Annotated in this window: 3 protein-coding genes and 1 pseudogene; all 4 read left to right on the top strand. The window is 37.1% G+C overall.

The window, feature by feature from the left end; all coding sequences use genetic code 11:
• The first annotated feature begins 120 nt into the window (after nucleotides 1-120).
• Nucleotides 121-726, top strand: a complete 606-nt coding sequence (locus tag CQA66_RS09025; RefSeq protein ID WP_104763410.1) for an outer membrane beta-barrel protein — start codon at nucleotides 121-123, stop codon at nucleotides 724-726.
• A gap of 24 nt (nucleotides 727-750) precedes the next feature.
• Entirely contained in the window at nucleotides 751-1881 is a 1131-nt protein-coding gene (locus CQA66_RS09020; RefSeq protein WP_104763411.1) for a ShlB/FhaC/HecB family hemolysin secretion/activation protein, read from the top strand.
• On the top strand, nucleotides 1778-2425 hold the full coding sequence (locus CQA66_RS09015) for a ShlB/FhaC/HecB family hemolysin secretion/activation protein (protein ID WP_104763412.1): 648 nt from the start codon (nucleotides 1778-1780) through the stop codon (nucleotides 2423-2425). Before CQA66_RS09020 ends, CQA66_RS09015 begins: the two co-directional genes overlap by 104 nt.
• A gap of 84 nt (nucleotides 2426-2509) precedes the next feature.
• A pseudogene (locus CQA66_RS09010) lies at nucleotides 2510-3151 on the top strand (hypothetical protein); the annotation flags it as partial.

Below are 3151 nucleotides of genomic sequence, written 5' to 3'. Positions count from 1 at the left end.
AAAAGTTTTCAAATAAACTTGATATTTACTTAAAACTTATTCACATAAGCCGATACTTTCTCTACAATAAGTCAAGTAATAAAGGCTTGGCTTAGTAAATCCAATTCAGGAGATATATTTATGAAAAAGATATTAGCATTAAGTGTAATCAGTTTAAGTTTGAGTGCTTCGCTTGCAGAAGCAAGATTCTTATTGGGGGTTGAAGGCGGGTATAATAGAGGTATTACTACATTAGACAATGGCTTTGCCGATCAATCTTATAAGAATTTTATAAATGATTCTATACACGGCTGGAATGCGGGCATTAACATTGGTGGACAATGGTTCTTTGGCGAGCGAATCGGCATGAGGACATTCTTAGGCTTTATTTATGGACAATCCTATTTGAATGGACATTCTTTTCATACTGGGGATATTAATATTAATTTTGACCTTATGGCAGATATTATCAAAGGTGGTTCTTCATCCTTTGGAGTCTTTGTAGGAGCAGGCGGTGGCTATAGTGTGGCTGCGCAATCTCTTAGCTTTTCTGTTCTTTCTGCAGGAGCTAGCTTCCCAATTTATGCAAGAGCTGGCTTTAGTTTAGGATTAGGTGAAAGTTCTAGAATCGATCTTACTGCTTATTTACCATTACTTACATACAGCATAGTAGATACTAATAATTCTGATGTAGTCGGAGCATACAACCCTCTCCGCTTTACATTAAGCTATAAGTTTATGTTCTAATAAAGAAGTATTAAGCGATGCCCAATGATTCTGTGGATAGTCAAACACTTTCTATCTGCAAGAATCAAAGGCAAAATATCGCTCTTCTTTTTTAGGTTTGTTTTTTCTTCATTGTGTGTGAGTCTTACTTTAGAAGGACAAAATGCACAATCTTTATGTTTTCCTATTGATGCAATTTCTTTTTCTTCTCTAGCGAGTTCCCTGTATCCAACCTCGAATGCAGAATTAGATGATGCACAAGATAATGCAGAAAGAAAGCTCATCGCCTCTCATTTCCCTTTTGCCAAGACATTAATTAAACCTTATCTACACCAGTGCCTGAATGCGCAACACATCACCACTCTGTTACAATCACTCAATCAATCTGCCTTGAAAGAAGGATATATCACTACACGTTTTGGTATAGGTGAGCAAGATTTACATTCGGGCATTTTAGAAATACATGTGCAACTTGGCAAAATAGGAAAGATAGAGTATCAACATCACGGCACTATGCTTTTCTTTCAAAAAGACTTTGGCATAAAGCAGGGCGATATTCTTAATCTTAAGAAATTAGAGCAAGGCATAGCTAATCTTGCAAGAATAAAATCTCTTGACACAACCATGCAGATTCTTCCAGCTTATAGTGAGGATATGAGTGATATTGTGATCGCTATTAAGAAAAAGGCTAGCCCTTTTACCGGGCAATTTATCTTTGATAATGGAGGAACTCTCTTTGATAATTATCAAAGTACGTTGCTATTGAGCTATGAGAATCCTTTGAAGCTTGCAGATATTCTTACGTTTTATTTGCTAGGTTCAATCCCCTTTCAAGAGAAATCCATAGCCAAGAATTATTCTCTCTATTCCTCTCTTAGCTATTCGATACCCTTTCGCAGATTCCTCTTTGAAACGAATATTGGCTATGCTCTTAATGCTTTAGAAATTCCTTTAAGTAATTTCACGGTAGCCTATACAGGAAAAAGTCTCAATACTGATTCAAAGTTAAGCTACGCACTTCTAGCCAATCCAAAGCATACTATTTCTCTTGGAATAGGATTTTGGTGCAAGGATGGCAGACAATTTTATAGAAGGTGTAGAGCTTCTTATACAAAAGCAAAGAGTATTACAATATGCACTCTTTGGACAATATACTCTGACACTCAATCCCTATAAATTCTCTGTTAATTTAAGTGTTTTACAAGGTTTTTCGTTGCCAACCCCCGCATTAGATGGCTTTAATTACATTGTGCCAATAATCAATCTTTATGCTTATATTCCCTTTAATGTAGGCAAATTTGTCGGTATTTATACATCAAGCATTAAGACACAAGTGGCGCAAAATAGACTCTATGCGAATGAACAAATTCTTATTGGTGGAAGATATGCGGTTCGAGGATTCCAAGGCATCAATCTTGCTGGACAATTTGGTGTGATATGGCGCAATGATATTTCTGTCTATTTTCCTCTGTTTGAGAAAGGGAAATGGCAGCTGACTATTGCGCCTAGCCTTGGACTTGATGCGGGATATATTAGAGATTTGTTAAGGAATGCTAGCTCAAACCTGCCTTATTCTGGCGTGTTCTTATCTGGTGGTGGCATAGGCATGCAATGCTTTGTGCGTTATATTAACATACAAACATGGTGGTATTTTCCTCTGTATAGCCCACATAGATTCAATACGCAAAGCTTTTTCTTTTCTTTAGCTCTCAACTGGTAATCTTTAAATAACGTTTGAATACCCCTTGCAATCAACAAAAGACAAGTTACAATAAGTAGAATATTTGATTCCAAAGGAGAATCTATGGCAGACACCAATTTACACAATCAGCAATCTAAGACGCTAGGACGCAATAGCGATATAGAGGATTTGAGACTCTTTGCAGTGCTAGGCAATCCTATCTCGCATTCTCTCTCCCCGCTTATTCATAATTATGCTTACCATACGCTTATGCAACGTTCTATTACGAAAGACAATCCAACGCAAGAATCCTCGCCAATAGATTATTCTTGTATAGTGCCGCAAGCACAGACATTTTATACGCGTTTTGCGCTACCTTTGGGGATAGATTCTAAGGGGTTAAGAGATTTTCTTTTACAAAGCGATTTGTTGGGCGTGAATGTGACAGTGCCTTTTAAGGAGATAGCTTATCAGGCTGTGGATGAAGTTGTAGGTATAGCTCGGGAAATACAAGCAGTCAATACGATATGCAAAAAAGATAAAACGTTAATAGGCTATAATACAGATGCCGAAGGATTTTTTTTCTGTATTCAATCTTACAAACCAAAGAAAGTTCTTATCCTTGGTGCTGGAGGAAGTGCGAAGAGCATTGCGGTTATCCTCAATCGTTATGAGATTCCATTCTGTGTTGCAAATCGCAGTAGCGAAAAACTTGATTTTTTTAAATCTTATGCAGAAACGAAGAACTTCACGGAAATTGTGTAT

Source organism: Helicobacter aurati (assembly GCF_003364265.1).
Taxonomy (GTDB): Bacteria; Campylobacterota; Campylobacteria; order Campylobacterales; family Helicobacteraceae; genus Helicobacter_A; species Helicobacter_A aurati.
This window is presented reverse-complemented; position numbering and strand designations above follow the sequence as displayed.